This is a genomic window from Salinibacterium sp. AL4.1 (assembly GCF_059767305.1).
The window spans coordinates 1,531,888-1,558,647 of record NZ_JBSOQK010000001.1; the positions used below are offsets into that span (position 1 = coordinate 1,531,888).

General features: G+C 62.5%; 17 protein-coding genes. 2 read left to right on the forward strand and 15 right to left on the reverse strand.

Features of this window, described 5'->3' with window-relative positions; all coding sequences use genetic code 11:
* The first annotated feature begins 240 nt into the window (after positions 1 to 240).
* Positions 241 to 2,511 carry a YcaO-like family protein gene (locus ACWTV3_RS07450; RefSeq protein WP_498477538.1) on the forward strand — a complete coding sequence of 757 codons (2,271 nt, stop codon included), beginning with the start codon at positions 241 to 243 and terminating at the stop codon, positions 2,509 to 2,511.
* Positions 2,511 to 4,502: a YcaO-like family protein gene (locus tag ACWTV3_RS07455; RefSeq protein ID WP_498477539.1), complete on the forward strand. Its 1,992-nt coding sequence runs from the start codon at positions 2,511 to 2,513 to the stop codon at positions 4,500 to 4,502. Before ACWTV3_RS07450 ends, ACWTV3_RS07455 begins: the two co-directional genes overlap by 1 nt.
* A gap of 9 nt (positions 4,503 to 4,511) precedes the next feature.
* Here the strand turns inward: ACWTV3_RS07455 and ACWTV3_RS07460 are convergent, their stop codons facing one another.
* The 15 genes from ACWTV3_RS07460 to ACWTV3_RS07530 form a co-directional block, all read right to left on the reverse strand.
* Positions 4,512 to 4,934, reverse strand: coding sequence for a hypothetical protein (locus ACWTV3_RS07460; RefSeq protein ID WP_498477540.1), 423 nt, complete (start codon positions 4,932 to 4,934; stop codon positions 4,512 to 4,514).
* 97 nt (positions 4,935 to 5,031) lie between these two features.
* A complete protein-coding gene (locus tag ACWTV3_RS07465) occupies positions 5,032 to 6,357 on the reverse strand; it encodes an aspartate aminotransferase family protein (RefSeq protein ID WP_498477541.1) in 1,326 nt (441 codons plus the stop codon).
* 133 nt (positions 6,358 to 6,490) lie between these two features.
* Positions 6,491 to 7,642 (reverse strand): ABC transporter substrate-binding protein, encoded by a 1,152-nt coding sequence (locus ACWTV3_RS07470; protein ID WP_498477542.1) that lies wholly within the window; start codon positions 7,640 to 7,642, stop codon positions 6,491 to 6,493.
* A gap of 107 nt (positions 7,643 to 7,749) precedes the next feature.
* Positions 7,750 to 8,601, reverse strand: a complete 852-nt coding sequence (locus tag ACWTV3_RS07475) for an ABC transporter permease (RefSeq protein ID WP_498477543.1) — start codon at positions 8,599 to 8,601, stop codon at positions 7,750 to 7,752.
* Positions 8,598 to 9,491: an ABC transporter ATP-binding protein gene (locus ACWTV3_RS07480; RefSeq protein WP_498477544.1), complete on the reverse strand. Its 894-nt coding sequence runs from the start codon at positions 9,489 to 9,491 to the stop codon at positions 8,598 to 8,600. Before ACWTV3_RS07480 ends, ACWTV3_RS07475 begins: the two co-directional genes overlap by 4 nt.
* A complete protein-coding gene (locus ACWTV3_RS07485; protein ID WP_498477545.1) occupies positions 9,488 to 10,441 on the reverse strand; it encodes an ABC transporter permease in 954 nt (317 codons plus the stop codon). Before ACWTV3_RS07485 ends, ACWTV3_RS07480 begins: the two co-directional genes overlap by 4 nt.
* Before the next feature lie 4 nt (positions 10,442 to 10,445).
* Entirely contained in the window at positions 10,446 to 11,462 is a 1,017-nt protein-coding gene (locus ACWTV3_RS07490) for a TIGR03842 family LLM class F420-dependent oxidoreductase (RefSeq protein ID WP_498477546.1), read from the reverse strand.
* An 80-nt stretch (positions 11,463 to 11,542) separates the two neighbouring features.
* Positions 11,543 to 13,006 carry a dihydropyrimidinase gene (hydA, locus tag ACWTV3_RS07495; protein ID WP_498477547.1) on the reverse strand — a complete coding sequence of 488 codons (1,464 nt, stop codon included), beginning with the start codon at positions 13,004 to 13,006 and terminating at the stop codon, positions 11,543 to 11,545.
* A gap of 73 nt (positions 13,007 to 13,079) precedes the next feature.
* Positions 13,080 to 13,925 carry a nitrilase-related carbon-nitrogen hydrolase gene (locus ACWTV3_RS07500; RefSeq protein ID WP_498477548.1) on the reverse strand — a complete coding sequence of 282 codons (846 nt, stop codon included), beginning with the start codon at positions 13,923 to 13,925 and terminating at the stop codon, positions 13,080 to 13,082.
* 241 nt (positions 13,926 to 14,166) lie between these two features.
* On the reverse strand, positions 14,167 to 14,949 hold the full coding sequence (locus ACWTV3_RS07505) for a YqjF family protein (RefSeq protein ID WP_498477549.1): 783 nt from the start codon (positions 14,947 to 14,949) through the stop codon (positions 14,167 to 14,169).
* 49 nt (positions 14,950 to 14,998) lie between these two features.
* Positions 14,999 to 15,433: a heat shock protein transcriptional repressor HspR gene (locus tag ACWTV3_RS07510; RefSeq protein WP_100387923.1), complete on the reverse strand. Its 435-nt coding sequence runs from the start codon at positions 15,431 to 15,433 to the stop codon at positions 14,999 to 15,001.
* Positions 15,434 to 15,438: 5 nt separating this feature from the next.
* Positions 15,439 to 16,434 (reverse strand): DnaJ C-terminal domain-containing protein, encoded by a 996-nt coding sequence (locus ACWTV3_RS07515; protein WP_498477550.1) that lies wholly within the window; start codon positions 16,432 to 16,434, stop codon positions 15,439 to 15,441.
* A gap of 18 nt (positions 16,435 to 16,452) precedes the next feature.
* On the reverse strand, positions 16,453 to 17,109 hold the full coding sequence (locus ACWTV3_RS07520; protein ID WP_498477551.1) for a nucleotide exchange factor GrpE: 657 nt from the start codon (positions 17,107 to 17,109) through the stop codon (positions 16,453 to 16,455).
* Positions 17,110 to 18,978 carry a molecular chaperone DnaK gene (dnaK, locus tag ACWTV3_RS07525; protein ID WP_498477552.1) on the reverse strand — a complete coding sequence of 623 codons (1,869 nt, stop codon included), beginning with the start codon at positions 18,976 to 18,978 and terminating at the stop codon, positions 17,110 to 17,112. It abuts the gene before it with no gap.
* A 259-nt stretch (positions 18,979 to 19,237) separates the two neighbouring features.
* Positions 19,238 to 26,482 carry an SdrD B-like domain-containing protein gene (locus ACWTV3_RS07530; protein WP_498477553.1) on the reverse strand — a complete coding sequence of 2,415 codons (7,245 nt, stop codon included), beginning with the start codon at positions 26,480 to 26,482 and terminating at the stop codon, positions 19,238 to 19,240.
* Between the last annotated feature and the right edge of the window lie 278 nt (positions 26,483 to 26,760).

The window sequence follows — 26,760 nt, forward strand, 5'->3', positions numbered from 1 at the left end:
TCGCTCCGAACGCGAACAACCACGGACACGTGTCCACCGCATTCGCCTGGGCCTAAGCCCCCGCGTTTAACAAAGGGTGCCCCGCTGCTCGGTGGCGGGGCACCCGAAACGCCCACTCTTTTCCTCCAGAGCTTTCCGTTCCGACTCTGTTCACTCGGTTCTCGTTCTCGTTCTCGCTCTCTTCTCGTCTCCGTTCTCGTTCTCGTTTCCGTTTTCGTTCCCCGCCCGCAGGAAGGCATCATGCCCAGCACCGTCACCACCACGCCTCGCCTCGAGATTCGTGCGCTCCCCAGCGACCGCACCCTCCTTACGACTCCGCGCGGCAACTCCTTCGCTCTCGATCTCCCCGCCGACACCGTCGTCGCCCTCGTGGAGGCGCTCTCCAGCGGCACCGTGTCGCCGAAGTTACCCGCCGATTGGGAAGCGAACGCGACCGCCCTGCGCGAACTGCTCACGGCCGAAGATGTCTTCGCGAGCGCCCACGGCGAGCGCTCCGACACTGAACGTGCGGATGCCGCAGCGCTGTCGTTCGAACTCGTCCCTTTCGATGACAGCGACGGCGCAACAGCGAAGCCCGGCGACCTGCTTGTCATGGGAGATCCCGCCGTTGCGTCCTCCCTCGTCGCTGCGATGGACAACCTCCGCGGCGCTGCCGAAGCAGGCTCAGCGCCTGCAGTGCGTGTTGTTCCAGCAGACGACTGGCAGCGCGTTATCCACCGCGCGTTCCGTACAGGCGAACTGCTCGTGCACTGCCTGCGGGGTGGGGATGACGCAACCCTCATTGCGTTTGATCGCTTGTGCTCGGATGCCCGCACACCGTGGGCTGCTCTCGAACTCACGCGCTCGACCGCGTGGCTCGGCCCGTTCGTGAGCCCCGGCACGGGAGCGAACTATGAAGACTTCGCCGCGCGCCGCCTCGCCGCCGCCTTTGACCCCGTAGCTCACCGCGCGTTGCGCACGCCCGCCGTTGGGGGCGACAGCGGAGCAGCCCCTCAACTCCTGCCAGTTGTGTTCGACACAGTCGCGAGCACTTTGGCCGACGCTACGGAACGGCGCGGTGATGTCGTGTGGGAAATCGCTGCCACGGGCGCAACCGAACACCCCGTGCTCCCGCTCCCCGCGAGCGTCATTTCGCACTCTCTGCCCCACTCGGTGAGCGACCTCGTTGATCCGATCACCGGGCTCGTGCAGCGCACTCGCGCCGTGACTCACCACCCCAGCATCCCGGCTTCCCTCGCCACCGCGCAGAGCGATGTCTGCAATATGCGCCGGGTTTCACGCTGGGCCAACAACACCTCGTGCCAGGGCTCGGCTTTCAACGACCCCGGGCAGGCTGCCGCGAGCGCCGTGGGCGAAGCGGTCGAGCGCTACTGCGGAAACCTTCTCGACACCCTCCCGGTCACCTTCGGCAGCTACCGCGAACTCTCGGCAAAGTCAGCAGTGCGGGTGCTCGATCCCGAGTCCCTCGTGTTGTACTCCGACGAGCAATACGACACCCCCGGCTTTCCCTTCGTGCGCATGACCGCTGACTTGCCCATCCACTGGGTTCCGGGTCGCTCGCTTACGACGAACGAAGACATCCTCGTTCCCGCCAGCATGGTCTACGTGAACTGGTTCACGGCCGGCTACTCCGCCGCTCCCGTCACTAACTTCTGCCCGTTCGCCGGCATCGCGGCCGGGCCGAACATGGAATACGCGGTCGCTTCGGCTCTTGAAGAAATCATCGAGCGTCACGTCACGATGGTGTGGTGGCTCAACGAACACCAGCACGATGCGATTGTTCCCACGCCGGAGATGGATGCTCTCTGGGCTGACGTTCCGGCTTCCTTCGGCCAGCGCCCCTCGATTGTCATGCTCGACAACGAGTTCGGCGTACCGGTGGCGGCGGGCATCCTGCACAACGATGTCGACACTCTCGTGAACGTCGGTTTCGCCTGCCGCAACACCGCCGAAGCCGCCGCGCTCAAGGCGTGGACCGAAGCCTGCACCCTGCAGGAGGGAAGCCGCGATCTTCTCCGCACCGATGGCGCTCACTGGGATGCGATGGCCCGGGGCGAGCTCAACAGCCGTTCCTTCAAGCCGTGGCGTGCCGACCGCGCCTACCTCGACTCCTACCGCGACGACATGCGCGACTGCGACGACCTCATGGTGCAGCAGCAGGTGCTGCTCGACCCCCGCGCGGTCGAACACGTGGCGCCGCTCGTCGATCGCCCCGCTCGCCGCCCCATCGGCGACATCCCCGCGCTACCCGATCGTTCAGTTGCTGGCTACCAGGCCGCGATCGAAGCGCAGGGTCACGAAGTGATCGTCGTAGATATTACATCGGCGGATGTCGCGAGCACGGGCATGGCGGCGGTGCGCGTCATCGTTCCCGGAACCGTGGGTAACGCGCCAGCCGCTTTCCCGTTCTTGGGCAAGCGTCGCGTGCAAGATCTCGCGGTGGAGCTCGGATGGCGCGACACTCCCCTCGCCGAGGCCGACCTCAACTACTTCCCGCTGCCGCACGCGTAATGACGGAACCGACGCAAGGTACGGCCGACTTAGCGAACACTGCGAGCGCAGTAGACGAAGCGGACGCGGCGGTGGCGACGACGGTCGCCGCCGCCGGGCCAGCACCCGAACAGCGAGTCGCGATCGTTCCTCTCGCCGCGGAATCGTGCCTCGCGGTTGGCAGCGACGGGCAGTTGTGGCATCTTGCGGTGGCGGCGAACGCGGTGACCGCCGACGTTCTCAAGCAACTTCGTGCCTCCGTTCGCCCGACACCGCTTCCACGAGTGTCGCCCCTCGACGTCCGGTTCGATTCGGTGCAGGAAATGCTCGGTCTCGCGCGGCTCCTCGACAACAGCGCTGGCGGCTGCTCCTGTGACTGCGGCGCCGATGACGGTGAGGGCAGCGGGACTGACAGCGACGAGCCTGCGATGTCGCTCGGCGTTCTCTTCCCCTTCGCGGGGCACTGGCATCGGCTCTTGCTTGAAACCGGTAGCGCTGTCGCTACAGCCCAGCTCGCGGCCGACTGCCTCGCGGCGACGATCGCCGACCCCGCCACGGCATCCGCGTTGATTCAGCCAGCAGTCACGGCCTCTCCCGCTACCCGCGTCGCTGCTCTCGACCTCAACGACGAAGCCATCCCCGCGCCCCGGCCTGACATTCTCGAACGCTGGACCGATGGCCGCTGGCTCGGCCACGCGCTCACCCCGTCGCCTCTCGTTGACCCGGTGACGGGCTTCCTGCATCGGGTGCGTCGACGCAGCAACCACACCCCGCTGCCGGCCGGATTCGTTCATCTGCACGCCGAGTTGCCGCACCTGCAGAGCGTCAAGGCCTCGTTCACTCCGGATGCTCTGGCTCCCGCCGGGGCGCTCGACGACGGCTCGCGCTCCGAGTCCGAGTTGCTCGAACCCGCGTTGCTTTCGGGCGTCGCGCACTATTGCGGCGCCGACCTTGAGCAGGGCATCCGCACCCGCGCATCGCTCGCCGAACTCCAGCAGAGCGGTGAGCGCGCTTTCGAGCTCGCGTCATGGCAGCCACACGATCCTGCGCTGCACGCGCTGGCCGGATTCCCGTTCGTAGAGCTGCGCCCCGACACCCGCATCGATTGGGTTCGAGGCGAGGATGCGACAGGCAACATTTGGGTGCCGCAGAGCCTTGTGTTTGCCGATTACCTGCGCGGCAGTCGCACCTCAGCGCTCGCCACGAATACGAACAACCTTGTGGGGCAACAGGCCGGGCGCACTCTGGCCGATGCCGTCGAACGAGCCGCCGCCCATGCCGTGGCCCACGACGCCGTGGCTGTCTGGTGGTCATCGACCGCCGCCGCGAGCGCAGTGCCACTGCCGCAATCGGTCGCAACGGTTTTGGCGGAGTCAGAACTGAAGGTTCACATCCTCGCCATCCCGTCGACCACGGGCATTCCCGTGCGTCTTGCCGTGGTGGATGACGTAGCTAACGCCATCCTTTCGCTCGGGTTCGCGGCACACACCGACGACGACACCGCGAGCGAAATCGCCATGGTGGAAGCGCTCATTCAGCACGCCTCCGCGCAGGATCTTGCGCAGGAGAACAGCCTCATCCGCAACTCGGGCGCTCTAGGCAACGGAGCGATTGCTGGCCTCGTGTCGTGGGACCCCCAGCGTCGCTACGCTCACGCTTTCGGACCGGAACACCGCGGTCTCATCGATCCGATGGCGCACGTGCAGTACGGGCTCGACCCAACCGTCGTCTCGCAAACCCGACAACGCACCCAGCCCGGCGTCATCACGCCCGCAGCCAAGGCTGCATCCCCCTCGGTCACCGCCGCCGTCGCCGCCACCCTCATCACCGTGGATGTCACGACCGAACGAGTGCGGGCGGCAGGCTTCCACGCGGTGCGCGCCATCATCCCGGGGTTTGCCCGCTTGCAGCCAGCAGCTTTTCCGCTCGATCCGCTCGGCCGCGTAGCCGAGGCTCGCGAATCGCTCGATTGGGATGCCGCCCCGAACCCGGGCCCTTACCCCGGCTGGTGAGACTAGCGATTACTCGCGGTTCGCAGCCCAAGTTTCCGACTGATCATGCGCGAAGTGCACCCAGAGAGTTCTCGCAAGGCGGCGCAATTGCGGGTACAGCGTGCTCCACTGCTGCTTGGTCGGCGAGCCCAATTCGATCGCGACGGCCCGTACCGCACCATTCTCGGCAAAGATCGTCACGCCGGCGAAGTCACTGAGCGCCAGATCCGTGGTTTCTTGGGTGATCCATTCGGCGGGGTCAGTGATCATGCCGCCGCCGCCGAGGGACTCGTCCATTGCGAGGAGGGCTTTGTGCAATTTCGTTGCGTTGAGCTTCTTACCAGCTGCAAGGTTTTCGGGGTCATACCGGCGCGGGGCGAGCATGAACTCTGACTCTTCGAGCTCCGCGTAGTCCTGGGTCAGTTCGTCGGACCCGTCAGGCGTGCCGCTCATTCCGACCATGATCATCCCCTCATCGAACCCATAAATTGAGTTTCACCCAAGTATATGAATTGGCGGCGAGATTGAACCCTGCCTCACAGTTCTCGCGTTACCCCAATTCGAGCGTCAGCACCGCATCGTAAATCTCCATCGCCTCAGCGATTTCGTCGGGCGTAACTACGCACGGCGGCAGCACCTGGATGCGGTTCTCGGTTACGAAGGGCAGCAAGCCGCGCTCCACCAGGCCAGCCCGAATACGCCCCATGGTCGCAGCGGAAACGGGTTCACGAGTGCCCCGGTCGGTCACGAGTTCGATCGCCCAGAACACTCCACGACCGCGCACTTCACCGATCGACGGATGGCGTTCGGCGAGCGCGTTCAAGGCCGGCCCAATGTGGTTCTCGCCGATGTCGCGCACGTGCTCAAGCACACCTTCGGAGGCGATGGTGTCGAGGGAGGCCACCACGGTTGCGGCCGCTAACGGATGCCCCGAATACGTCAGCCCGCCGGGGAACACCCGGTCATTGAAGAACGCTGCAATCGGGTCGTCGATGATCACGCCGCCGACGGGAACATAGCCCGAGTTCACCCCCTTGGCGAAGGTGATGAGGTCAGGCCGCACGTCGAAGGCATCGAACGCGAACCACTCACCAGTGCGCCCAAAACCGCACATCACTTCGTCGAAGATCAGCAGGATGCCGTGCTGGTCACAGAGCTCGCGTACGCCGGCGAGGTAGCCAGCCGGCGGCACCAGAATTCCCGGAGTTCCCGGAATCGGCTCCAGCAGCACGGCCGCGATCGACTCCGCGCCTTCGGCTTCGATCACGCGCCGCAGATGCTGCAGTGCACGTTCGCTCTCCTGCTCGGGCGTCGTCGCCCAGAACTCGGAGCGGTATAGGTAGGGGCCGAAGAAGTGCACGTGCCCTCGAGCGAACTCGTTCGGGATACGGCGCGGGTCACCCGTGGCCACAATGCTGCTGCCGGTGTTGCCGTGATACGAGCGGTAGGCCGAGAGAATCTTGTCGCGCCCGGTGTAGAGCCGCGCCATCCGCATCGCATTCTCGTTCGCGTCCGAGCCACCGTTGGTGAAGAACACGCGGTTGAAGCCCTCGGGCGCGATCGCTGCCAGACGCTTGGCTGCTTCACCACGGGTCACGTTGGCGGTGGGCGGTGAGATCGTCGCGAGCAGTTGAGACTGCACCCGGATTGCCTCAAGCAGAGCCGGATGCTGGTGCCCCAGATTCACATTGACGTGCTGGCTAGAAAAGTCGAGATATTCATTTCCGGCGTGATCCCACACGCGGGTGCCGAGCCCACTCTTAATGCTCACGGCCGCAGCATGGGCAGGAGTCTGCGCCGACCACGAATGAAAGATGTGGGCCTGATCGAGTTCGAGCGCGTACGCGTCGAGGTCTCGGGATTCGTGCTCGGTCATGGCGCTGGCCCTTCAGAGTGATTACGCGGTGCTGACATGAAACTGGTACTGCGAGTGAAGCTGTGCTGCAAGAAAACGAATGCCGCCCTCACGAGCGTAAGGGCGGCATCCGACTAGTGGTTATTCAGTGCGACTAGTTGCCGCCCTCGAGGAGGGTGACGTCGATCGGCGCAAAGCTGGAACCGGTGGTGTCAACACCATCGGCTTCGAGTTCTTCAAGTGCCTTCATGATCCAGTCGTTCGACCATGCCGTTGCCGGCGGGGCCGTGGTGATGGGGCTCGCGCCCGACTCGTTGACGGCGCTGATGGCACCCTCTACGGTGCGGTCCCACGCAGCTTCGTCGATGACGCCGATGCCGTTAGCAGCCGGCCAGATCAGCTTGTTGGTTTCGTTGACCATCCACAGTTCGTGGCTGGGGCCCCAACCGGAACCGGCAGCAACGGTGCCTTCGGCAGCAGACTCGGGGTTCTCAGCAGCGTAGATCCAGCCCTTAACAACGGCCTTGAGGAAAGCGACTGTGGTCTCCTGGTAGTCCTCGTCGCTGTCGAGACGCTCGGTGTCAGCCCAGATCGCATCCTGGAGCATGGCACCAACGGTGTCTTCGTAGCTGATGACGTTGAAGTCTTCAGGCTGGTACAGCTCTCCGGTGTCGGGGTCGGTCGACTCGAGCAGCTGGGCGTACTCGTTGTACGTCATGGCCTGAGCGGCGTCGATGTCACCCTGCAGGAAGGCGTTCATGTTGAAGTCCTGCGTGATGATCTGCACGGTGGAGGAGTCGAGTCCCTCAGCAGCCATTGCTGCGAAGATTTCCCACTCGTTTCCGAAGCCCCACGAACCAATCTTCTTGCCTTCGAAGTCGGCGACCGAATCAATACCCGAGTCGGCCCACGAGACCTGAAGCGTGCCCGACTTCTGGAAGATCTGGGCGATGTTGGTCAGGTTGGCGCCCTGTTCGATGGAGCCGAGCACCTTGGGAACCCAGGCTACGGCGTAGTCAACGTCGCCGTTGGCGAGAGCGTCTTGCGGAACGATGTCGCCGCCCGACGGGATGATTTCTACGTCAAGGCCCTCTTCTTCAAAGAAGCCTTGATCGGCGGCGGCGAAGTAGCCAGCGAACTGCCCCTGAGGCAGCCACTGGAGTTGGAGTTTGATTTCGGTGAGGCCGTCAGCAGACTCCGAAGAACCGCTGTCACCCCCATCGCCGGTGGAGCATGCTGCGAGGAGGACCGCTGCCGTTACGGCAAACGCTCCAGCCGCCAGTGAGCGGCGTTTGGTGAACTTCATGTCAGACCTTCCAGATTCACGGTGCAAGTGGATACTGCGGGGTACTGCGGTACTGCTGTACTGCGGGTGGAGCGGTTATCTCCCTTTCTTTTGTGGGCGGGGTGCTGTCATCGGGAGCCCCCGGTCGGAACGCGACGCAGCACCAGTCGTTCGAGGGCGAGCGTCGCGAGGTAGAAGAGCAGACCGAGAGCAATGGATGCCACGACATAAGCCCACGCGCGGCCATACGCGCTCGAGGCTGCCGAGGTTGCAATCAGGCTGCCGAGGCCTCCACGTGGTCCGCCGAAGTACTCGGCCACGAGGGCGGAGATCACGGCGAGCGAGGAGGCGATGCGGATGCCGGTCAAGATAAAGGGACGTGCCGTGGGCAGCGTGAGCTTCATCAGCATCTGCCCGGAATTCGTGGCGTAGGCCTTCATCAGATCGCGGTGCACGGGCTTCGTCTGGCGGAACCCCCGCAGAGTATTGATGAAGATCGGCACGAAGGAGGCGATAGCCGCGATCGCTTGACGGCCGAACTGGCTATCGGCACCGAACATGGAGTTGAGCACGGGAGCCAAGGCAACGATCGGGACGACCGCGAGGGCCGCCACGATCGGGGCACTCATCTGGTCAACGATGCGCGAGCGGGCCGCGAGCGCTGCCGCCACGATTCCGACGAGTGAGCCGACCAGCAGCCCGAGCAGGCTGTTGGTGCCGGTGAGGGCGGTGGCCGAAACGACGGAGGGCCAGAACTCGACGAGTTCCGTCACGATGGAGATCGGGCTGGGCAGGAGGTAGTCGGAGACGCCACCGACGGTCACGAGCAGCTGCCAGATGATGAGCACGATGAGCCCGAAGCTGATCGGGGCCACGATGCGCAGCGTCGCTTCCGTGCGGGGACTCCAGCCCTTCGAGCGGCGCGCTCCTACTCCGCGACCGACGATCGCGTTTGCCGAAGTACTGGTGCTCGCGCTCATCGCGTGTCCACTCCCCGCGCTGTTCCCGCACCGTCGCCGGCCGAGTGGTCGGCTCCACCGTGCAGAGCTTCCCGCACTTCGGTAACCATTTCGAAGAAGGAGGATGCTTCGCGCAGGTCGTCGTCGCGGTCTTCGCGGCCGTCGGCGGCATCCAATCGCATCTCGACGATCTGGCTGATGCGACCTGGCCGCGGCGACATGACGACGACACGGTCAGAGAGGAACACGGCCTCGGGAATCGAGTGCGTCACGAAGACGACGGCAGCGCCGGTATCGGCGGCAATGCGTACGAGGTCGGTCTGCATCTTCTCGCGGGTCATCTCGTCGAGCGCTCCGAAGGGCTCATCCATCAACAGCAGTCGCGGCTGTTCCGCCAGCGAACGCGCGATGGCAACGCGCTGTTGCATTCCACCCGAGAGCTGATCAGGAAAGCGGTCGGCAAACTCGGTGAGGCCCACCATGTCGAGAAGTTCCGCAACGCGAGTGCGACGGGCAGCGGATGCGACGCCGTGCAGTTCGAGCGGAAGCGCAACGTTCGCGGCCACCGAGCGCCACGGCAACAGCCCGGCCTGCTGGAACGCGATGCCGTAGTCCTGATCGAGACGAGCCTGGGTGGCGGTCTTGCCAAACACCGTCAACTCCCCCGAGGTCGGATCGTCGAGGTCGGCGATCAGGCGCATGAGTGTCGACTTGCCGCAGCCCGAGGGACCGATGAGCGAAACGAACTCGCCAGCCTGAACCGTGAGGTCGACATTCTCAAGCGCATGCACGATGCCGGTCGTGGTCTGAAACTGCTTGTTCACTCCGCGCACCCGCACGGCAGCGGCATCCGCTGTCATGGTCGCGCCGAGGTCGATGGCAGAAGTGGTGGTCGGGATCTGGTCGCTCATGCGGCCTCCTCGGTTCGTCTGTAGTCCTTGAGAATCGCTCCGAGCAGGGCGACCGAACCGGCCGCAACAAGCCCGAGAACGATCGCGCCGAAAATGGGAGCCCATGCTTTGGAGGGGTCACCCGATGCTTGACCGGCGAATTGAATAAGCAGGCGACCGATGCCGCCCTGAAGTCCCGTTGACACTTCGGCCACGACCGCGCCGATCACGGCGTTAGCCGCACCGAGGCGAAGGGCCGGAAGAAGATAGGGAACGGATGCCGGCAGCCGCAAACGCAGCAGAGTCGGCCAGTAGCCCGAAGCGTAGGTTTCGAAGAGCTCAACGTGGATGCGGTCAGGAGACTGCAGCCCCTTGAGCGCGCCGACGGTGATCGGGAAGAACGCGAGGTAGCTTGCGATGAGGGCGACCGACATCCAGTCTTGCCACTCGAACGAGCCGATTTCGACGCGCGAGCCCCAGCTCTTCACCACCGGGGCGAAGGCGATGAGGGGCACGGTCTGACTGATGACGATCCACGGCAGCAGCCCGAACTCGGCCAGACGCCAGCGCTGCATGAGCAGCGCGAAGGCGATGCCCACGATCACTCCGACCGCCCAGCCCGCTGCGGCGATCCCGAGCGTGGTGAGAGCAGCGAGAGCAACGACGGCCCAGAGCGGAAGCGCACCATCGGCGCGCGTGACCGGCTCGGCCAACCGCACCATCATGTCCCAGAGGTGCGGCATGGCCAGGTCGGTCGTGCGCGGAAGAACGCGGAGTTCGCCAATCAGCACGCCGTTATCGGGGCCGAGGAACTTGTAGCCCTCCCAGAGCAGCGCGATGAAGAGAACGCCAGCGATGCCCCAGCCGAAGCCGCCGAGCAGCCGAGCGCGCGCGGGGTTAGCCAGCGCACCCGGCGAACTCGCGGGGCGGACGGCAACCTCCCCACGCTTATCGTTTTGGGTTGCCGTCATCGGGTTAGGCCTTCGCCGTCACTGTTTCGGTGAGAGCCGGAATGACCGTCTCGCCGTAGACGCGCAGCGTTTCCTCTTTGTTGTCGTGCTGCAGGTAGCCAGCGAACTGGTGGACCCCCAGCTCGCGCAGCTTCTCGAGCTTCTCGATGTGCTGCTCGGCGGTGCCCATGAGGCAGAACCGGTCAACGATCTCGTCGGGCACGAAGTCGGCGTGGGTGTTACCCGCCTGACCGTGCTGGTTGTAGTCGTAACCTTCGCGCTTCTCGATGTAGTCGGTGAGAGCCTTGGGCACGTCACCGTCAGTGCCGTACTTCTTGACGATGTCGGCAACGTGGTTTCCCACCATGCCACCGAACCAGCGGCACTGGTCGCGCATGTGCTCCCAGTCATCACCGATGTACATCGGAGCGGCAACACAGAACTTGATCGACATGGGGTCGCGACCGACAGCCTCAGCGGCGTCGCGCACCTTCTTAATCATCCACGCTGCGATGTCCAAGTCAGCAAGCTGCAGAATAAAGCCATCTCCGACTTCACCGGTGAGCTTGAGGGCGAGGGGGCCATAGGCGGCAACCCACATTTCGAGCTCTGAGCCCTTGCTCCACGGCAGCTGCAACTGGGCGCCACCGTATTCGACCGAACGCGAGTTGGCGAGTTCACGGATGACGTGAATCGACTCGCGAAGATCTTTCAGTGTGGTGGGCTTGCCGTTGGTCACGCGCACAGCCGAGTCGCCGCGGCCAATGCCGCAGACGGTGCGGTTGCCGTACATCTCGTTGAGCGTGGCGTAGGTGGAGGCCGTGACGGTCCAGTCGCGGGTGGCCGGGTTCGTGACCATCGGGCCGACTTTGATTTTGCGGGTCTCGGCCAGAATCTGGCTGTAGATCACATAGGGCTCTTGCCACAGAATGTGTGAATCGAACGTCCAGACGTAGTCAAAGCCGTGCGCCTCTGCAAGCTTCGCTAGTTGAACGGTTCGTGCCGACGGCGGGTTGGTTTGAAGTACTGCTCCGAATTCCATGATGCTCCTGGTTCGTGATGGAAGGAAGGCCAAGGCAGCATCCGCTGGCCGGAGCCATGCGGATGCTGCCTGCGAGCCGTTTAGGTGAGGTATTGGGTGAGGCCACGCTTCATGAAGCGGCCGTCACCCTTCGAACCGAGGTACTGATCGTCGTGAACAATGACCTTGCCGCGGGAGAGAACGGTGTCGACATGGCCGTCGATTTCGAAGCCCTCCCAGGCAGCGTGGTCCATGTTCATGTGGTGCTTCTTACCCGTGGGCTTGCCGTTCTCATCGACCGGCATACCGATCGAGGTGTGACCGTTGGGGTCGTACACGACGATGTCGGCGTCGGCACCGGGCTGGATAACGCCCTTACGGCCATAGATTCCGAACATTCGAGCGGGGGTGGTGCTCGTCAGTTCAACCCAGCGCTCGAGAGTAATTTCTCCCGTGACAACGCCTTGGTACATGAGGTCCATACGGTGCTCGACCGTTCCCATGCCGTTGGGGATCTTGCGGAAGTCCGCGAGGCCCAACTCTTTTTGGTCTTTCATGCAGAACGGGCAGTGGTCGGTCGAGACCATCTGCACATCGTTCGTACGCAGCGACTGCCACATGGCATCCTGATGGCCCTCTTCGCGCGAACGCAACGGAGTCGAGCACACCCACTTGGCGCCTTCGAAGTGACCGTACTGCTCGCTCTGAGCACCCAGTTGTTCTTCGAGGCTCAAGTACAGGTACTGCGGGCACGTCTCAGCAAACACGTTCTGGCCACGGTCGCGAGCGCCGGCAATCTGTTCGACCGCCTGCTTCGCACTGACGTGAACGATGTAGAGCGGAGCACCGGTGAGCTTGGCGAGCATGATCGCACGATGCGTCGCCTCCTCTTCCATCTCCCAAGCGCGAGCGACACCGTGATAGAACGGGTCAGTCTTGCCCTGCTCCACGAGCTGCTCGGCGAGAACGTCGATAACCGGGCCGTTCTCGGCGTGCATCATCGTCATGAGGCCGGTGTCGCGGGACACCTGCATGGCCTTCAGAATCTGAGCGTCATCCGAGTAGAAAACGCCCGGGTACGCCATGAACATTTTGAAGCTCGTGATGCCCTCGTCGGGCAGCTTCGCCATGGCCTTCAGCGAATCGGGCGTAACGTCACCAACGATCTGGTGAAAGCCGTAGTCGATCGCACAGTTGCCGGATGCCTTGCCGTGCCAGGCTGCGAGAGAATCTTCGATGCGCTCGCCAAAGGTCTGCACCGCGAAGTCGATGATCGAGGTCGTGCCGCCCCACGCCGCAGCGCGAGTGCCCGTCTCAAAGGTGTCGATTGCCGCGGTGCCGCCGAAGGGCAGCTCCATGTGCGTGTGCGCGTCGATACCACCGGGAATGACGTACTTTCCCGTGGCATCAATGACGGTGTCGACGGATGCCGCAACATCCGTTCCAAACAGCGTGCTGCCGGGTGACAGCACAGCCTTGATTACTTCGCCGTCGATCAGTACGTCTGCTGGGGCGCGCCCCGTTGAGCTGACGACCGTACCGCCAGAAATGAGAGTGGTGGCCATGATTCGCTCCTCTGCGATGTCGAATGCCTGCTGTTCCCCGGGCGCCGAGGCAACCCGGGGCTGACGTTATCGCTTACTTAGGGATCGACAGGTAGGCGTCGGGGCGACGGTCGCGGTAGAACTGCCAGTCGTCGCGCATCTCCTGCACGAGGTCCATGTCGAGATCGCGAATCATGATCTCTTCGTCGGTGCCTGAGCCACGTTCGCCCACGAAGTTTCCGCGGGGGTCGATGACCTGGCTGGTGCCGTAGAAGTCAACGGCTTCGTCGCCGTACTCGTTGTCTTCGAGGCCAACGCGGTTGGGCTGAAGCACGAAGTAGCCGTTGGCGACTGCTGCTGCGGGACCCTCGACCTCCCAGAGACGGTTGGAGAGTCCGGGCTTCGTGGCGTTCGGGTTGAACACGATCTCGGCACCGTTGAGGCCGAGCTCACGCCATCCCTCGGGGAAGTGGCGGTCGTAACAAATGTGAACGCCGACCTTGCCGACGGCGGTGTTGAACATCGGGAAGCCGAGGTTGCCGGGCGTGAAGTAGAACTTCTCCCAGAACTTGTCGAGGTGAGGAATGTGGTGCTTGCGGTACGAACCGAGGTTGGTGCCGTCAGCGTCAACAACAACGGCGGTGTTGTAATACACGCCCGTCATCGCCTCTTCATAGATCGGCAGAATCATGACCATGTTGAGCTCTTTAGCCAGCGCCTGAAAGCGCGTAACGATCGGGCCATCAACAGGCTCGGCGTAGCGGTAGTACTTCTTGTCTTGAGTGATCCCGAAGTACGGGCCGTAGAAGAGCTCTTGGAAGCAGATGATTTGAGCGCCTTGCTCTTTGGCATCCCGGGCGAATTGCTCGTGCTTGTCGAGCATCGACTCCTTATCGCCTGTCCAAGTGGTCTGAGTGATTGCTGCGCGAACTGTCGTCATGGTGCCTCCTGCGTTATTCGGCGTCATTGCCTTCGGTGATAAACCGGGAATGTGACGCGCGAACGGGAACTATCCCCGTGCGTTCATTCTCCGGGTTCATCGTTTCAATCGTGTTGTGCCTATATGACGTTGTGGTTACTCATCATGGCCTCGACTGACGCGAGAGGCAATGCTCATTTGTGCTGGTGAGACCATATTGCCCAAAATTGTCTATGCAACTTAGGCATATTGCTCGCGGAAGCTACGAAGAGCGCGCAGACGTCCACACTGGTCGCGACTGAGGCGCACGAATCTGGAACGGTTGTTGGGGTGCAGCAAACACCGTCGTAACATCGCTGGCATAGAGAACTGAGTCGGGAGCGCGGTCGGCAAGACCCTCGAACCCGGCTGCAGCGAGTAAACCGTCGTCGAGGTAGACCACTTCGGCCGGCTGCAGCGGCCACGGCTCGTGCTGGTTGCGACAGTAGATCGTTCGTCCGCGGTGGGTTTCGTGAAACGCCCACCGCGCTGTCAAGAACGTTGCCTCGGGGTCAGTCGCGAGTGAAACGCTGGCCGCCGGGTCGTCGATCGGTCGCACAATGATGTGGGATGCCGCATCCGGCCGGCCATGCCGTTTCGTTTTGTAGGCAATCTGCCCGTCGCGCTGCCCGATCTTCATCGAGGCCCACTGGTACGGCAAACTAAAAGCGGCCCGCGCGGTGAGAACGGGAATCAGGTGCGAGGCCTCGAGCGAGAGAAAGACAACGCCGCGCCTGCCCTTCTCGTCGACCGAATAGAGTCGCACATTCACTTCGGGAAAATCGCCGAGCCACGGGATGCGGGGCCCGCCAAAGAACGAACTCTGTGACATCTGAAACGCGATGAGCCCCACCCAGGAGCTGCCGTTGAGGGTGTCGGGGCGACACCCTTCGGGCATGAACGGGGCAACAATGGCGGGGTCAACGCGCCAGTGCAAAAAGGAAACTTCGCTCCAGCGCTGACGCAAGATTGCGGGGCCACCGAGCGGTGGTGCTTCGCGAAACATTAGGGTGCCCGCCGCAAGGACGTGTGGCTGTTCGATGCCGCGCGCATCATCAGCGGGGAAGCTGGTTGTCGCGGCGTACGAAGGGGCGCCAGAGTACGACTTGGTCGGTGCGTTCGGCTCGCGTTCCGGCGCGCAATGAGATCACTTCGCCGGCCTGACCCGCCGCGAACACGCGTCGGCCCGGCTTGGAGAGCATCTCATCGGCCAGCGCCGTTTCGAGTTCGCGAACGCGAGAGGTGAGTTCAGTGACCTGGTTTTCGAGGTCAAGAATTCTCTTGATGCCTTCGAGGTTGAGACCCTCGGCGCTGAGCGCCGCGATCTCGCGCAATTGCATCACGTCGCGCATAGAGTAGCGCCGCGACCGACCGCTGGTTCTCGTGGGAGACACGAGACCCAGACGGTCGTATTGTCGCAACGTCTGCGGATGCATTCCCGCTAGCTCCGCCGCAACGGCGATAGCAAACGCGGGGGTTAGCTCATCCATGGCTATTAGCTCCTGGCTCGGGCAATCAGGTCGTCCCGCGGATTCTCTGCGGGCATCGCTTCTGCAAAGGCCTCGAGGTGCGCCAACGCAGCTTCCGGGATGCGGTTAGGCACCGCCACTTGCACTTCGGCAAGCAGGTCTCCGGTTGCTTTTGCTGTCGCGACGCCGCGACCCTTTACTCGCAATACTCGCCCGCTCGGGGTTCCCGGTGCAACCTTCAGTTTCACCGGAGCACCGCCGAGAGTGGGAACCTCGATCGTGGCGCCGAGCACTGCCTCCGCGAACGTGACGGGAACAACAACACGAATGTTGCTGCCTTCCCGCTCGAACACAGGATGCTTGCGCACCGTCACCGTCAACACGAGGTCGCCAGCCGGGCCACCATTCGGGCTCGGCTCGCCTTTGCCCTTCAGGCGGATCTTCTGACCGTCGCTGACTCCCGCAGGAACCTTGACGTTCATCGGACGGCCGCCAGCAGGCTGGAGCTTGATCGTTTCGCCGTTAATCGCCGTAGCGAAGTCGAGCGTGGTGTTCGCAGCTAGGTCGCGACCCTTAGCGGGGCCGCCCCGAAAACCGGGGCCACCACCGGGGCCCGCCTGACCGCCGAACATGCCACCGAGGAGGTCCTCGAAGCTTGCGCTCGACTGCCCTCCGCCGTAGCTCTGGCCACCATAACTCTGGCCACCGCCACCGAACATGCCACCAAAGACATCCTCGAAGCCGCCAGCCTGACCGCCCTGGCCACCCGCTTGGAAGCGAGCGCCCGAGCCCATGGCACGAACCTGATCGTATTCTTTGCGCGTCTCCGGATCAGAAAGCACGGAGTGCGCTTCGCTGATCTCTTTGAAGCGTGCTTCAGCTTTCGGATCTCCCGGGTTGGAATCCGGGTGGAATTGACGCGCGAGTTTGCGATAGGTCTTCTTCAAGTCGGCCTCGGAGATGTCTTTCGACACTCCAAGCACCTTATAAAAGTCCTTATCGAACCAATCCTGGCTAGCCACTACACGCCACCCCCGGCCCTAGTCAGCGGGGCCAGAGACAGCAACCTTCGCGGCACGCACTACGCGCTCACCAAGAATGTAGCCCGGCTCGATGACGTCAGCGATCGTGTTCTCCGTTGCTTCGGGGTCGTTCAGGTGAACAACGGCCTCGTGGAAGGCGGGGTCAAAGGCTTCGCCCTTTTCACCGATCTTGCGCAGGCCAAACCGCTCAAAGCTCGCGTTGATCTTCTGGGCAACGAGCGCGATGGGGGTTCCCTCCCTGATGTCGCCGTGCTTGTCCGCACGATCGAGGTCATCGAGCGCCGGCAACATCGAACGAACGACGTCAGCGATCACGGCTTCACGGTTAGCAACGCGGTCACGTTCTACGCGAGTACGGAAGTTAACCAGCTCGGCCTGCGCACGCAACATCTGCTCACGCATCTCGGCGACGAGGTCCCGGCTAGCTTCTTCGAGAAGACGCTGGTCTTCTTCGCTCAGCTCGTCGGGAGCCTTCTCGGCGTCCGAAGCAGCATCCGCAGCATCTTCTGCAGCGGGCTGCCCCTCGGCTGCCGCAGATTCCTCTGCGGCAGCCGAGTCAGACGCACTGACGTCGCCGGTTTCCGGATCACTCTGACTTTCGTCGTTGATCACCGGCTCCTGGTTTTCGTCGTGGTCGTGGTTGTTGTCAGACATTTACTTCTTGTCCGAGTCAGCTTCGTCTTCGTCAACAACTTCGGCGTCAACGATGTCTTCGTCTGAGCTCTCACTAGCGGGTGCGTCGTCGCCCTCTGCAGCGGCCTCAGGGTTTTCTTCCTGGTGCTTGTAGATTGCTTCGCCGAGCTTCTGCTGGCTTTCGGTGAGCTTGTCGAAGGCCGTCTTTACTTCGGCCTCGTCGTCGCCGGCAAGCGCCGTGTTGAGCGCGTCAACGTCGGCCTGAACCTCGGTCTTCACGTCTTCTGGCAGCTTCTCAGCGTTGTCGGTGATGAGCTTTCCGGTCGAGTACGCGAGCTGCTCTGCGTTGTTGCGAACCTCGGCTGCCTCGCGGCGAGCCTTGTCTTCTGCAGCGTGCTCTTCGCCCTCACGAACCATGCGCTCAATGTCGTCCTTCGAGAGGCTTGAGCCACCCGTGATCGTCATCGACTGCTCCTTGCCGGTGCCCTTGTCCTTGGCGGACACGTGCACGATGCCGTTGGCGTCGATGTCGAAGGTGACCTCAACCTGCGGGATGCCACGAGGCGCCGGTGCGATACCGGTGAGCTCGAACGTTCCGAGGTTCTTGTTGTCGCGAGTGAACTCACGCTCACCCTGAAAGACCTGAATCGAGACGGAAGGCTGGTTGTCATCCGCCGTGGTGAAGGTCTCGCTGCGCTTGGTCGGGATAGCCGTGTTGCGGTCGATGAGCTTGGTCATCATTCCGCCCTTGGTCTCGATACCGAGGCTCAACGGGGTGACGTCGATGAGCAGAACGTCCTTGCGCTCACCCTTCAAGACACCAGCCTGTAGTGCAGCACCAACAGCTACGACCTCGTCGGGGTTGACGCCCTTGTTGGGCTCCTTGCCACCCGTGAGCTTCTTGACGAGCTCAACAACGGCGGGCATACGAGTCGATCCACCCACGAGAACAACGTGCGATACGTCGGCAAGCTTGACGCCTGCCTCCTTGATGACGTCGTTGAAGGGCTTCTGAACACGGTCGAGAAGGTCGGCGGTCAGCTCTTCGAACTTGGCTCGTGAGAGCGTCTCGTCGAGGTTGGCTGGACCGTTCTCGGTGAGCGAGAGGTACGGAAGCTGGATGCTTGCCGACATCTGCGAGGAGAGTTCCTTCTTCGCCTGCTCAGCGGCTTCCTTGAGGCGCTGCTTAGCGATCTTGTCGCCAGAAACGTCAACACCGGTCGAGTCCTTGAAGCGCTGGATCAGGTAGTCAACGACGCGGGCATCCCAGTCGTCTCCACCGAGGCGGTTGTCACCCGAGGTGGACTTGACCTGAATGGTCGAGAAGTCGTCGTCCTTGCCCACTTCGAGCAGCGAAACGTCGAACGTTCCACCACCGAGGTCGAAGACCAGGATGAGCTCGTCTTCCTTGCCCTTGTCGAGGCCGTACGCGAGTGCAGCAGCGGTGGGCTCGTTGATGATGCGCAGAACGTTGAGGCCCGCGATCTCACCAGCTTCCTTCGTTGCCTGACGCTCAGCGTCGTTGAAGTAAGCGGGAACGGTGATTACTGCGTCGGTGACGTCTTCACCCAGGTACTGCTCGGCGTCGCGCTTGAGCTTGGCAAGCGTACGAGCGGAGATTTCCTGCGGGGTGTACTTCTTGTCGTCGATTGCGACGGTCCAGCCTGTACCAATGTGGCGCTTGACGGAAGCAATGGTGCGGTCGACGTTAGTGACAGCCTGACGCTTGGCGGTTTCACCAACGAGGACTTCGCCATCCTTAGTGAATGCGACGACGGAAGGCGTAGTGCGCATTCCTTCGGCGTTTGCGATGACGGTGGGTTCTCCACCTTCGAGAACGGAAACTACGGAGTTCGTGGTTCCGAGGTCAATACCTACTGCTCGAGCCATGTGCTCTTACTCCTTTAAGCGTTTGGGTTTGCGAACTTGAGTCGCGCTGTATCAAGTTTGCTCCTGCTTGAGTCGAGAGTCAAGCTGCCTAGCTGAAAGTTGAGTGGGAGTGACTCAAGGTTTCGCCGAGTGCCCTGCATTTCCGTGAGTTCGGGTGCGGCGGGGGCACTGTGCGAACACCTCGATAAACGAAGTAAGGCGCGACGAGCGTGCCGGGCCCGACGCCCGGCACGCTCGTCGCGCCTTTCGCTAGCTGCGGCTACTCAGTGATAGCCAAGACGCGCTTACCTCCGCCACGCACCCGACGTGCAGGCAGGAGGAGCAGCAATCCGCTCAGCAAGAGCAGCCCAGCAAGCAGGCCTCCCAGCGCGATGTTCGAACCCGTGAAGGCGAGCATCAACGTCGTGAGTCCCTGGATGACCGAGCGCTCGCCAAAGGCGGGCAGCTCGACCGTTGAAGCAGTACCCGTTGACGGGCGGTATTCGGCATCGACCGACGCGAGGTCGACCGTTGCGGTGTACGTTCCGGCAGGAAGGTTCGTGAGTTCCCACGCACCATTCGCGTCGGTCGTGACGCGCACGGTGACGGGGCCCTTCGGGCCGTCCCACACCACATCCAACTCAGCGTTGGGGATGCCGCGGTCGCCACTGTCGCGAACGCCGTTACCGTTCGGGTCGTCGAACACAATGCCGTTGAGCGTTGCGCTACCGATCACGATGAAGTCGACATCGAGGAGCGTCTCACCCGAGACAAGCGTTGCCGTCGTCTCGGAGAACACGTCGCCGTCAAGGTCAGAGCTTGGCACGTAACCCTCGGTCAACGTTGTGGGGTCATACGAGACCTTCACTTCGCCAGCCGGCAGTCCCTCTACGAGGTAGTTACCGTTCTCATCCGTCGTGGTGGTGACGATGATGTCGTCTTCGTTGCCGAAGATTCCATCGAAGCCGGGGCTTGTCACCGTCATAACGATTCCGGGAAGACCGGGCTCGTTGGTGTCCTGAACGCCATCATTGTTGACGTCGAGCCACAGCAGGTCGCCCACTCCCGCGTCACCGCGGTAGCCGAAGTCCTGATCGAGGTTCTCTTCAGCACCAGCGAGCGTTAGCTCGGACTGGTCATCAGCTCCCCCGTCGGGGTCAACCGTAGAGGTCAGCCCTGCAGGCAGTCCCGACAGTTCAACAGTGAAGAGCCCTGATGGCAGGTCCTCGAAGAGGTAGTTGCCCGAGGCATCGGTCTTCGTTGTCGACTCAACGTCATCCTCATTGCCCAGGATGCCATCGAGGCCGGCCCAGGTGAGCGTGACGTCTACCTCGGCGATGCCAGGCTCAGTCGCGTCAACAATGCCGTCACCGTTCTGGTCGAGCCAGACGGTGTCGCCAATCTTGCCCGTGCCGACGTAACCGAAGTCGATGTTGTCGAGGTCGGTCGCTGCGGGCAGCGCAATGGCGGTCGTGGAGTTGGGGCCAACACCGGATGCCGCCGTCCCGGCCGTCGGCTGGTTGGGTCCGGCATCCGCATCGAACGTCGGCGTCAGGCCAGCAGGCAGGGTCGTCGTGTCAACCGTGGCGGTGTAGTTGCCCTCGGGCAGACCATCGAAGAGGTACTCACCGTTGGAGTCGGTGGTTTCAACGAACGTGACGTCATCGCCGCCACCCGCTACGCCATCCGGACCGAACCACACGAGAGTGACCTCGGCGCCGGGCAAGCCAGGCTCGCCAGCATCCTTGACGCCATCCTTATTGAGGTCGAGCCACACAGTGTCAGAGATGCTGGAGTTTCCGGCGTAGCCGAAGTCCTGCATGAGGTCAGAGCCGACCAGTGTGACCGCAGACTCTTCGTCGGGCGACGTCGTTCCGCTGTCGTTGTCGAAGGTCGGGCTGAAGCCAGCCGGGACACCACTGACAACCTCGACGATGTAGTTGCCATCGGGGATCTCGGTGATAGTCCAGTCGCCGTTGCTGTCCGTCGTGGCCTCGAACTCGAGGTCGCCAGCCGCGCCGGTGCCACCAAGAACACCATCGGTGCCGAGGTAGGTGACGAGAATCTTTACGCCAGCCAACCCGGGCTCGTTGCTGTCTTGCACGCCATCCTTGTTGCGGTCCCACCAGACGCGGTCTCCGATAACGGAGGTCACGTCGTAGCCGAAGTCAACGTCGGTGACTGCCTGACCAACGGTGAGCGATACGGGAGCTTCGGAGTCGTTGTCGCCGTCGCGGTCGTAGCTGTTCGTTGCGCCAGCGGGCAGGCCGCCGGTCACTGCTACCGAGAAGTTGCCCGGGAGCAGGTTCGGGAAGCTGTAGAGCCCGTCGCCGTCGGTGGTTGTGGTGAAGACTCCGTCGTCACCACCGCCCAGCACGCCGTCTTCGCCGAACCACGTCAGCTCAACCTCTGCGCCGAAGATTCCGGGCTCGTCGGCGTCTTGAACGCCATCGCCATTGCGGTCGATCCACACGTAGTCACCGATGGATGCGGTGCCCGCGTAGCCGAAGTCTTGGTCGTCACGGTTCTGGCCGGCCGTCAATGACGTCGTCGAGGTCGCGCTCGTACCGCCGTTGGGGTCGGAAACAACCGAGTACCCCGCAGGCAGGTCACTGACCGTCACCGTGTAGGGGCCCGCAGGCAGGTTCTCTACAAGGTACTTGCCGTCGGCATCCGTCGACGCCGTGTAGGTGATGTTGTCAGCGGTCGTGGCGAGGTCGCCATCGAGGCCGCCGAACACAACCGTGACCGTCGCGCCGGGCAGGCCGGGCTCGTTGGAGTCCTGAATGCCGTCCTTGTTCTGGTCGAACCAGATGAAGTCGCCAATCGAGCCGGATCCCGTGTAACCGAAGTCGACGTCACGCTTCTTGTCGTTCTCGGCGAGGGTTCCCTGCCACACGCCGTTGGGCGTTGCGGTGGTGCCGTCGAGGTCGTAGCTCGGAGTCATTCCAGCGGGAAGCGTGGACGCATCCACGGTTACGCGGTATGACCCACCGGGCAGCTGGGTGACAAGGTATTCGCCGTTGCTGTCGGTCGTGCGAGTGAAGGTCTCGTCGTCGGTGTTGCCGAAGATGCCGTCAATTCCCGCGTAGACAACCGTGACGCCGACGCCCGCAAGAACGGGCTCAGTGGAATCCTGAACACCGTCGTTGTTGACGTCGAACCAGACGTAGTCACCGATGGAGGCGAGGTCGAGTTCGACGCTCACGACATCCGGAGTCACGTTGTCGTAGTCCTTGTAGTCGATACCGGAGACCTGCGCGCTCGGGGCCACACCGAAGTAGTGAGGAACGTCAGCGGTGTTGATGACTTCGCGCGCCGAAACGAGTTCGCTCGTTTCGTCGACGACCGGCATCGTGACGGTGTATTTGATCGTCACGGATGCGCCCGCCGCAATCGGGCCAGCGATCGTCCAGCCGAGAGTTCCGTCTGAAGGGTCGACGTCGGTCGGGGTCACGCCAACAACACCAGCGGAGGTGAAGTCGGTGACGCGAGAGTCGGGGGTGTCAGTGACGGTCACGTCGTAGGCGGGCGAGTTGCCCGCGTTGCGTACGACGATCGTGTACTCGAGCTCTTCGCCCGGCTTGGCACGACGAGTGTCAGAGTCGCCAACCTGGCCAGCAACATCCTTGTCGATCGTCAGTCGCGGTTCGATGACCGAGACGTTCGCGGTCGACGGAGTGCCCACCTTGTCGAAGTCACCCGGTGCCGGAACGGTCGTGGGCGAACCCGTGATCGTGTCGGTGTTGTTCCAGTACGGACGAACCGTGTTGGTCAGGGTGTTTCCGGATGCCGCAGCAGTCGTGACGATCCCGGTGTAGGTAATCGTGACGGTGCGCACTTCAGCCTCAGCGGGATCGATGTCACCGATGAAGTAGCCAATGGTGCGGTCCGTCGTGGTCGGCGAACCGATCAGCGCAGCGGACTCAGCACAGGGCGAGCCAGCCTGATCGCACGTCGAGCTCACGAACTCACCGAAGCGCACGTTGGTGGGCATCGTGTCGATGATCGTGGCGTCGTAGGCAACGACATCCTTGGGGATGGTTACGTCGACGGTGTAGGTAATGACCTCACCGATCGTGCGTGACGACGGCGTCGCCGACTTGCTGACGCCCAACTCGGGTGCGCGCAGCGTGAGGTCGTCGTTGGCCTGGTAGCCGTTGGCTTCGGTTCCGAGCGGCGAGAGCGACGTGCGCTCGTTGGGGTTGCCACCGGCAATCGACGACGTAATGGCATCGACCGTGTTGACGATCGTCGCACCACTCAGAAGCGGGTCAACGACGCGAACCTTGTACGTCAGGTCGGGGCCGGCACCGGGTGCGATCGAGGCGACCGTAAAGGTGATGGTGCGAGCGGTGTTATCCCACACTCCCCCGCCGGGCAGAATCTGGTCAGAGGTCACAGGAACGTTGCTGGCATCGACGGGCTGAACAGTGTTCGGCACGTGGTCAACGACGGTCGTGTCGTGCGCCGTCGACACGTAGGTGCCGCTAGCGTTACGCAGCTCGAGCGTGTACGTCACGATCTGGCCGGCTTCGACCTGACCCGAAACAGCGTTGCTCTTCTTGGTGAGATTGATGTCGGGCTCGACGACACGCGTGGTCGTCGTGTTGCTTCGCTGCGAGTCAGCGGTTCCGTTGACACGCTCCCACGTCAGCGTCGCGACGTTCGAGATGCCAGTGCCGCGAGTGACACTAGCGGCGTCGAGAACTCGAACGGTGATGGACAGGATTACATCGTCATCCCCGCTGTTAGCAAGATTGACGTAGTTGGCGCCGATGAGTGCACGCACGGTCTGGCCCGTGACGGTCGCGTTCTGCGATGCTCCACCGTTGACGGTGAACGTGGGAGTTCCGATGATCTCGTAACGACTGTTGACAACGTCAGTAACGGTCGGGTTGACGTACACCGTTGAGCCCTGAGGAATCGTGGTCTTCACGGTGTAGGTGACCGTCTCGCCGACGGTGGCCTGGTTCGCCGCGTTGTTGCCCGATTCGGTGATCGATGTTGTCGCCGACTTCACGACGGTGGGACGACGAAGGTTGGTGCTCGCCGTGTCTTTCGCTTCGATGCTGTTGGCATCTGCCTCAAGAGAGGAGTCGATGTTATTGACGGGGACGTACACCTGGGGCGTACCTGTGTTGGTCTCGCCCTCGTAGGTGCGCACGCCGGCGGTGTTCAAGAAAATATCGCCAGCCGAAGAATCAACCGGCGTGACAACGTCGTAGGTCACCGTGGCGCTTGCACCCGGAGCGATCGACGCGATCGTCCAGTTGATGGCACCCGAGGCGCAGACTCCCGCGTTGCTGACGTTAGACACGTCATCCGTGCAGTTGAAGAGGGACGGCAGCACATCGCGTACCGAAACGTTTAAGGCTTCTTGGCTACCCGAGTTGCTGACAACCACGGCGTACGTCACCCGGTCAGTTGCTTGAACCGTGAGGGAGTTGACGGGAGCGCCAGAGATCGCGACGGTGTTGAGGTGGGTGATTCCCTTGCTGAGTGTGACGACAGGCTTCTCAACGAGAGTGTCTGCCGTATCGCGCAGCTGGAAGACGTCGCCAGCAGTGTTCTCGTAGGTCATCTTCATGATGTTCGAGGTGATGTCGCCGTTTTGAACAGCCGCCGGGTCGGTGATCTTCGCGGTCACCAGCACCTGGAAGACCGTCGCAGCGTCAACATCCCCGATACTCCACGACAGAAGCGGCTCGCCTTCAACATTGGCAAAGGTGACGCCGTCGCTGTCGTCGATGGTGCTGGAGTCGGTGTACTCGAAGCTCTGGAGCGTGACTCCAGCAGGCAAGAAGTCGTTGACGTTGTTATCGAGGGTGTCAAGGCTTCCGGGGAAGGTAACCGTCAGTTCGTAGCACACCACGTCGCCGGGGTGAAAAGGCCCGGTAACGGTGTCACTGAACGCGAGTCCGGATGCCGCAGCACAGTCGGTCGCGATGTCTGCCGGTTCCGCAACCCGCTTGTCGATCTCGATGCCCTCAGCTTGCTGCCCAGCACTTGAATCGTCCACCACGGGAAGCTCCGAGGTCGAACCGTCGTTGTCGGTAATAACCGTGGCAGTGGCACCAAGATCAACAGTGTTGGTCCACGAGTCGTTCGAGCTAACGGGTCCGCCACCGTTGCGAACCCGGTAGTCGGCACGCGTACGCGTCTCTACGGTGATTGCTCCGTCATCCGATGCAGCAGCGAACGCTTCAGCGTTCCACGTCACCGTGATCGTTCCATCCGCGTTGGTCACGACAGAATCCGGAGTCAGTGAGCTGGTGACGTAGTCGAGACCATCGGGAATCGTGTCGGTTACTTCAATGATGCTCGTGGACAGCGCGTACTCGGACGCCTGGAAGTCGAGGGTCCAGATGCTCGTCCCACCCTGAGAAATAGCGGACTGGTCAACCGACTTCTGAATGGCAACGTCTTCAGCAGTCACTGTGGCGCGGTCATCGTCTGAATAGACAGTTCCGTCGTAGTTGCCCTCGGCGACCGCATAGTTGGTGAGGACCTGCTCATCTTCGGTGAGCGCGCCCGTGTTGTTGTCGAGGTTGGCGGTGGCTTCACCAGTGGAGGCAACGTTTTCGCGCAGCGGGATGGCTGCGGCGTACTTGATGACGATGGTGGCGCCAGCGGCGATCGTGCCGAGCGAGCTCCAGTCAACCTTGGTGTAAACGTCGAGGGGAAGCGATCCGCTGCCATCGGGGTCAACAGTGACCGTCTCGCTCACTGCCGCGAAGCCCGCGCAGTCAACCGCTGCGGGCAACGGGCTGTCGTCGATGCGACCGGAACCGGGGTACTCCTCGGTGCCCGCAAGGCTGTTGTCTTCGCTGGTGCAGCCAAGGAACTCAAGCCCGGCGGGGAGGTAATCAGTAACGGAGAAGTCGTCGGTCGCGTTCACGCTGTTGTTCGTGATTCTGAGCGTGTAGACCGTCTTGTTATCGTGCACACCGCGCTGAAGTTCGGATTCCGTGCTCGGCTCGCCCTTGGTGAGGACGAACGGGATGAGAGTGGTCGTCGACTCGGCAGCGTCCCAACCCGTGCGGGAACTCTCGATCACATCACCGGTCAGTGCTGCGAACTTCACCAAAACGCGTGGGTCAGAGTTCACGAACGCTTCAGCTTCGCTCGTGAAGCTATCACCGACGTCGTAAGTGGCTGTGTTGTAAGAGAACGAGTAAGTCAGTGGCACGACGACTCCCGACGAGAGGTCTGCCACGTTGTTCCAGATGAGCTTGGTCGCGCCGCCCGCGAGCGCGATGGTTTCACTCACTGGATAGGTGGAGTCCACGAGTGTTGCCCCCGCTGGCAGCACGTCAGTGAACGTCAGGTTGTAGGCGTTGCTACCCGAGATTTGCTGCGCGGAGAGCGTCACCGACACGTCGCTGCCGTAGAGCGTCGAAGCGCTGACTTCACGGTCAAGTTGAACGTCGGGGGTGCCCGCCGCCGTAGCGACGGCAGCCGGAACTGTTATTCCGGTGACTATCAGGGCAGAAACAAGCAGGGAGCGCAGCAAAAACTTCACGGGTAAGGGCCTTAATAATTGACCTAGGGCCTACCTGGATTCGGGTGTAGGCCGTAGATAACTCGGGTTTTGTCGGGATTGTGGTGTTGACGGGTAGTCCTCCATAGGGGGGACAGATTTGTAACACCGTGCACCACGGTACGTCAGGCGCCGCAACCGCCTGTAGCCCTAGTAGGCGGGTGAAACGTTCGGTCTATGTCCCCCGATTTGTCCCCTCAAGCGCTGACAACCCCAGAAACGCGCGGATGTGGGTCTCTTTGCGTGCGCGAGCAGGGTCG